The 6000-nt window shown below is 70.9% G+C and carries 6 protein-coding genes; 2 read left to right on the forward strand and 4 right to left on the reverse strand.

What is annotated here, in order from left to right; genetic code table 11:
• Positions 1–191: 191 nt before the first annotated feature.
• The 3 genes from H5J26_RS06225 to H5J26_RS06235 all read right to left on the reverse strand — a co-directional run bounded on the left by H5J26_RS06225 (position 192) and on the right by H5J26_RS06235 (position 2544).
• On the reverse strand, positions 192–1172 hold the full coding sequence (locus H5J26_RS06225; protein WP_419183755.1) for an SCO1664 family protein: 981 nt from the start codon (positions 1170–1172) through the stop codon (positions 192–194).
• Complete coding sequence (locus tag H5J26_RS06230; RefSeq protein WP_181764692.1) at positions 1136–1726, reverse strand: DUF3090 domain-containing protein; 591 nt, start codon at positions 1724–1726, stop codon at positions 1136–1138. The genes H5J26_RS06225 and H5J26_RS06230 overlap by 37 nt, the downstream gene beginning before the upstream one ends.
• A 68-nt stretch (positions 1727–1794) precedes the next feature.
• A complete protein-coding gene (locus H5J26_RS06235) occupies positions 1795–2544 on the reverse strand; it encodes a histidine phosphatase family protein (RefSeq protein WP_181764693.1) in 750 nt (249 codons plus the stop codon).
• A 77-nt stretch (positions 2545–2621) separates the two neighbouring features.
• Between H5J26_RS06235 and H5J26_RS06240 the strand changes: the two genes are divergently transcribed.
• The gene (locus H5J26_RS06240) at positions 2622–3605 is read left to right on the forward strand and encodes a magnesium and cobalt transport protein CorA (RefSeq protein WP_309237800.1); all 984 of its coding nucleotides are present in this window, start codon (positions 2622–2624) and stop codon (positions 3603–3605) included.
• 194 nt (positions 3606–3799) lie between these two features.
• Here H5J26_RS06240 and H5J26_RS06245 read toward each other — a convergent pair whose 3' ends face one another.
• Entirely contained in the window at positions 3800–4858 is a 1059-nt protein-coding gene (locus H5J26_RS06245; RefSeq protein ID WP_181764694.1) for an LLM class F420-dependent oxidoreductase, read from the reverse strand.
• A gap of 73 nt (positions 4859–4931) precedes the next feature.
• On the opposite strand from H5J26_RS06245, the gene H5J26_RS06250 reads away from it, so the two are divergent.
• Entirely contained in the window at positions 4932–5918 is a 987-nt protein-coding gene (locus tag H5J26_RS06250) for an aldo/keto reductase (protein WP_181764695.1), read from the forward strand.
• Positions 5919–6000: the final 82 nt, after the last annotated feature.

Below are 6000 nucleotides of genomic sequence, written 5' to 3' on the forward strand. Positions count from 1 at the left end.
GGCCTGTCTGACAAATGGCGCCGTCCGCCGCAGGCGGTGCTCGCGGCGGATGGTGCGTGCAGCCGCAAGGCGGAGGATCGCCCTCGTAGTGGGCTACTCGGTCAATCCGACAACTGGGGGCACCTCCCGCGAAGCGGGGGAGGATGTGCGTGCCAGTCGTCGCGAGCAAGGCGAGATTTGCCAGACAGGGCCTAGACCGGCGGCCAGGGAATCGCGGGCCAGTCGCCGCTGGGCAGCGGGTGCCGACCGGACCTGCACAACGCGTGGATGCGCTTGCGCAGGGCTTCGAGTTCCGCGGGGGTGATCAGTTCGGAGAGCCGGTCGGCCAGCGGGGCGCCGTCCGCCACCGCGGAGGAGAGCCCGCGCAGGGTTGCGGCGGCCTCGGCGGTCAGCTCCTCGCCGGCCCAGCCCCACAGCAGCGTGCGCAGCTTGTCGTCCACGTGGAAGGAGACGCCGTGGTCGATGGCGTACAACTGGCCCTCGGGAACCGGGAGAAGGTGGCCGCCCTTGCGGTCGCCGTTGTTGATGACCGCGTCGATGACGGCCAGTCGCCTCAGGCGTTCGTCGTCGGCGTGCACCAGCAGGGACGGCCGTTCGTCGCCGGTGTCCACGTGGCCGACGGCCTTCCAGCCCTCCCCCGGCACATCGCCCTCGACGATGGCCAGCAGGTCCAGGCCGCCCGCGGCGTCGCTCTCCTCCTGGTCGTCGTCCTCATCCGCATCCGCATCGCCGTCGGCGGGTCCGGCGTCCTCAGCGGAAGCCTCGTCCGACGCGGCGCCGGGCACCTGCCCCACCCACGCCTGGCACATGCCCTCGCCGTACGGTCCCTCGCGCAGCACGGTCGCCGGAATCAGGTCCCAGCCTGTGGCACGGGAGATCTCGTACGCGGCCACCTCGCGCTGCGCGAGCGTGCCGTCGGGGAAGTCCCACAACGGGCGCTCACCGGCCACGGGCTTGTAGACGCACGGCACGGTCCGGCCTTCGTGTTCGACCTCACCGAAGAGCACCGCGTTCGAAGCGTGCGGGATCCGGCCGCGTACGGACAGAGTGCCGGCCTGGAGATGACGCCGCGTCTCCTCGGCCGCCGGCGAAGCCGTCAACTCCCCATGGGAGGAAGCGGAATCAGCTGCCGTGTTCATTCGCCGCGCCGGTAGCCGTTCTGCCGCGGACACACGTGCCCCTCAGGGTCGAGCGGCAGGCTGCACAGCGGGCACGGAGGGCGGCCCGCGTTCACAACCTCCATGGCGCGCTTGGCGAAAGCGCGCGCCATCGTGCCTTCGAGACGCACCCGCAGCATCGGCGGCCCGTTCTCGTCGTCCTGGAGCAGCCGTTCCTCGGCGTCGGCGAGATCCTCGTCGGAGTCCGCCTCCAACTCGACGATGGCCTGGGCCTCGACCACCATCCGCTCGCCGTCGCCGTCCCAGGCCAGCGCCATGGTGCCGACCCTGAACTCCTCCTCGACGGGCGTCTCCAGAGGCTCCTTGTCGTCGATCTCCGTAGGGGCGACCGCCGGCACGGGAGCATTCCCGCCGGAGCGACGCACCACTTCGTCGAGCAGCTCGTCGATGCGCTCGGCCAGTGCCTCGACCTGTGCCTTCTCCAGAGCGACGCTGGTCGTACGGCCCGAGGCGGACGCCTGGAGGTAGAAGGTGCGCCGTCCTGGCAGCCCGACCGTACCGGCGATGAATCGGTCCGGCGGGTCGTAGAGGAACACCTGACGGGACACGTCCTGCTCCGTTGTCGTCGACGTCTACTCGGTCAATGGCACCCTACTGCGCGAGCCGATCTTCGCGCTTAAGCGCCGCCTCCCACAGTCGCGTTGCTGCCCTGGTCGCGGCTTTTGTCTTGCCCCGTGGCCTGCGCCGAAGCATCGCGGGCCGCCTCCTCTTCCGCCTCCTCGGGGGAGGGCTCCGGCGGTGCCAGGGAGTCGAGTTCACCGGTCTCGCCGAGCCGCAGCAGGAACGGCCTCAGCGCCGTGTAGCGGATGACGGTCAGCGAGCACGGGCCCACGGCGATGCGCTGGAAGAGGTCGAGGTGCATGCCGAGGGCGTCGGCGACGACGGACTTGATGATGTCGCCGTGGGAGCACATCGCGTACAGGGCGTCCGCTCCGTGCTCCGACTCGATGCGGGTGTTCCACTCGCGTACGGCCTCGACGGCCCGCGCCTGCATCCCGCGCATCGACTCCCCGCCGGGGAACGCCGCGGCGGAGGGGTGCTGCTGCACTGTGGTCATCAGCGGCTCGTCGCCCAGCTCGGCAAGCTTCCGCCCGCTCCAGTCGCCGTAGTCGCACTCGGAGATGCGCTCGTCGGTGTGCAGGGCCAGGCCGGGGCGGGCCTCGGCCAGCGGCTGGACGGTCTCCTGGCAGCGCTGCAGCGGGCTGCTGACCACCGCGGACAGCGGCAGCGCGGCAAGTCGTCCGGGGAGGGCCGCGGCCTGGGCCAGTCCGTGCTCGTCCAGGGCGACGCCCGGTGTGCGGCCTGCCAGCAGTCCGGCGGTGTTGGCGGTGGAGCGGCCGTGCCGTACGAGGATGAGCGTGGGCATGCCTGCCACCCTAAGCGAGCCGCGCGGGGCGGCGGAGCGGTGGTTGTGTGTGCCGCATCGGGGCACAATGACCTGTCGTGATCGTGGACTGCGCCATCTACCGGGAAGGACGCCGCATGGAGCGGCCGTCCGACTACTCCGACGCGCTCGACGAGGCCAGGGCCGCGGGTGACGCCTTCCTGTGGATCGGCCTTCACGAGCCCACCGAGGCCGAGTTCGAACTTGTGACGAGTGAGTTCGGTCTCCACCCCCTGGCCGTCGAGGACGCACTCCACGCGCACCAGCGGCCGAAGCTGGAGGTCTACTCGGACTCCCTCTTCCTCGTGCTCAAGCCGGTCTCCTACGACGAGTCCACGGCGACCGTCACCGCGGGCGAGCTGATGCTGTTCGTCGGCGACTCCTTCGTGGTGACCGTCCGGCACGGTGAGACCAATCCGCTCGGCGCCGTACGTGAGCGGCTGGAGGAGGAGCCGGAGGTCCTGCGCCACGGCCCGACCGCCGTGATGTACGCGGTCAGCGACGCGATCGTGGACCACTACATGGAGGTGGCGGCCGATCTCCAGGTCAGCCTCGACGGCCTGGAGGAGGACGTCTTCGCCCCGGACGGACAGATCGGCCGCGACACCGCCGGCCGCATCTACGGCTTCAAGCGGCAGGTCCTGGGTTTCCGCCGGGCCACCGGGCCGCTCGCCGAGCCGCTGGAGCGGCTGGTGCGTCCCGGCGTGCCGTTCGTGCACGAGGAATCGCGGCCCTTCTTCAGGGACGTCAGCGACCACCTGACCCGGGTCAACGAGCAGGTCGACAGCCTCGACAGGCTCCTGTCCGACATCCTCTCCGCGAACCTGGCGCAGATGAGCGTCCGCCAGAACGACAACACGCGCAAGATCTCGGCGTGGGCGGCGATGTTCGCCATCCCCACGGCCATCGCGGGGGTCTACGGAATGAACTTCGACCACATGCCGGAGCTGCACTGGGTGTGGGCGTACCCGGCGGTGCTGGCGTTGATCGGCGGCGCCTGCCTCCTGCTGTTCCGCGTCTTCAAGCGCCGCGGCTGGATGTGACGTCCGGGGGCTCCGGGAGCACCCCAGTACCCCGGTCGGAGCCTCCCGTCGGCCGGACGCGTAACCCTTGGGACGCTGCCGCGTTGTGCTGCGTGACGGCCGTGGCGGGGAAGACCCCCGAGCCCCCACCACGGCCGTAGGCATGTCCGGGGGCTTTCGCTCGACGCGGGACCCCCGGCACGCGGTGCCTCCGGCTAGGACGCCACCCCGGCCCGCTCGAGAGCTTCCACTCCGGCCCGCAGCCCGCTGATGCGCTCGTCGAGCGTGAAGCCGGACGGCGCGAGGGAGAGTGTGGTCACCCCGGCTTCGGCGTAGGCGCGCATCCGGTCCGCGATGCGGTCGACGGAGCCGAGGAGGGTGGTGGAGTCGATCAGCTCGTGGGGCACGGCCGCCGCCGCGCCTTGCTTGTCGCCCGCCAGGAACTTGTCCTGGATCTCGGCGGCCTCCTTCTCGTAACCCATGCGCTGCGCGAGGCGGTTGTAGAAGTTCTGCTTCCGGCTGCCCATGCCGCCGACGTACAGCGCGGTGTAGGGACGGAACTGGTCGGCCAGCGCGGGGACGTCCTCCCCCAGCGCCAGCGGCACGGTCGGGCAGACGTCGAATCCCGTGAGCCCGGGGCCCTTGCCGGCCTTCTCGCGTCCCGCACGGAGGTGCTGGAGGGTGGTGTCCTCCGCGTGCTCCGGCGAGAAGAAGATGAGCAGGGCGCCGTCGGCTATCTCGCCGGTCTGCTCCAGGTTCTTGGGGCCGATCGCCGCGATGTAGAGCGGGATCTCCTCGCGCTCGGGGTGCACCGTGAGCTTGATGGGCTTGCCGGGGCCGTCCGGCAGCGGCAGGGTCCAGTGCTCTCCCTCGTGGCTGAGACGCTCGCGGGACATCGCCTTGCGGATGATCTCGACGTACTCGCGGGTGCGGGAGAGCGGCTTGTCGAACTTCACCCCGTACCAGCCCTCGGAGACCTGCGGTCCCGAGACGCCGAGGCCGAGCCGGAACCGGCCGCCGGAGAGCGAGTCGAGGGTGGCCGCCGTCATCGCCGTCATGGCGGGCGCGCGGGCGGGGATCTGGAAGATGGCCGAGCCGACGTCGATGTTCTCGGTCTGGGCGGCGACCCACGCGAGGACCGTCGGGGCGTCCGAGCCGTAGGCCTCGGCGGCCCAGCACACTTCATAGCCGAGGCGGTCGGCCTCCTTGGCGACCGCGAGGTTGTCCGCGTCCATCCCCGCGCCCCAGTACCCGAGGTTCATGCCGAGCCGCATAGGGCCCCCTTACTGATCAGTAACGTCCCTGTCCCCGGGACTGTACGCGCGCTCGCAGATAACCTCAACGCCCATGGAGGCAAGGCACCTGGGCCGCACCGGCCTGCGCGTATCCCGAATCGGGCTCGGCACCCTCACCTGGGCCCGGGACACCGGGGAGAGGGACGCCGCGGATCAGCTCAAGACATTCTGGGAGGCGGGCGGCACGCTGGTCGACACCGCGGACGTCTACGCGGACGGCGGCGCCGAATATCTCCTGGGCCGGCTGCTGGAGGGACTCGTACCGCGACGGGACCTCGTCGTCGCCACGAAGGCGGGCAGCGTGCCCGACCCGGACCGGCGCTTCGACGGCTCCCGCGGCCATCTCCTCGCGGCGCTCGACGCGTCCCTGGAGCGGCTGCGCACCGACTACGTGGACCTGTGGCAGGTGCACGCCTTCGACCCCGCGACACCGCTCGAAGAGACCCTGCAGGCACTGGACATCGCGGTGAGCAGCGGCCGGGCACGCTACGTGGGCGTCTCCAACTTCTGCGGCTGGCAGCTCGCCAAGGCCGCCACCTGGCAGCTCGCCTCCGCCGGTACGCGCACCAGACTGGCCAGCACGCAGATGGAGTACTCGCTGCTCCAACGCGGCGTGGAACGCGAGCTGTTGCCCGCCGCCATGGACCTCGGCCTCGGGCTGCTGCCCTCCTCACCGCTCGGGCGCGGCGTACTGACGGGCAAGTACCGCAGAGCCGAGCCGCCGCCCGACTCGCGAGGCGCCTCAGGCCAGTTGGCGGCGTTCGTCGCCCCCTATCTCGACGAGGCGGCCGACCGGATCGTCGACGCCGTCTCGACGGCCGCCGACGGGCTGGCCGTCTCGCCGCTGCAGGTGGCTCTGGCATGGGTACGGGACCGGCCGGGCGTCGCGGCGCCGATCGTCGGCGCACGCACGTCCCAGCAGCTCCTGGAGGCGCTGTCAGTGGAGGGGCTTAGCCTTCCTGACGAGATCTGCCGAGCGCTCGACGATGTGTCAGCGCCGGTGCACAGCTACCCCGACCAGGACTGGAGCGTGCTGTGACGGACGACAAGGCAGCCGAACTCCTCGCGGCGGTAAAGGCGGTGGAGAGCGGTGAGCGCTCCGCCGCGTCCTTCTTCAACGA

Origin of the sequence: Streptomyces albidus (ex Kaewkla and Franco 2022), assembly GCF_013870515.1 — a bacterium.
GTDB lineage: Bacteria > Actinomycetota > Actinomycetes > Streptomycetales > Streptomycetaceae > Streptomyces > Streptomyces albidus.

Excerpts from the sequence above, each read along its gene's own strand:
- H5J26_RS06235 (WP_181764693.1), bottom strand. The coding sequence starts at position 2,544 with ATGCCCACGCTCATCCTCGTACGGCACGGCCGCTCCACCGCCAACACC.
- H5J26_RS06245 (WP_181764694.1), bottom strand. The coding sequence starts at position 4,858 with ATGCGGCTCGGCATGAACCTCGGGTACTGGGGCGCGGGGATGGACGCG.
- H5J26_RS06250 (WP_181764695.1), top strand. The coding sequence starts at position 4,932 with ATGGAGGCAAGGCACCTGGGCCGCACCGGCCTGCGCGTATCCCGAATC.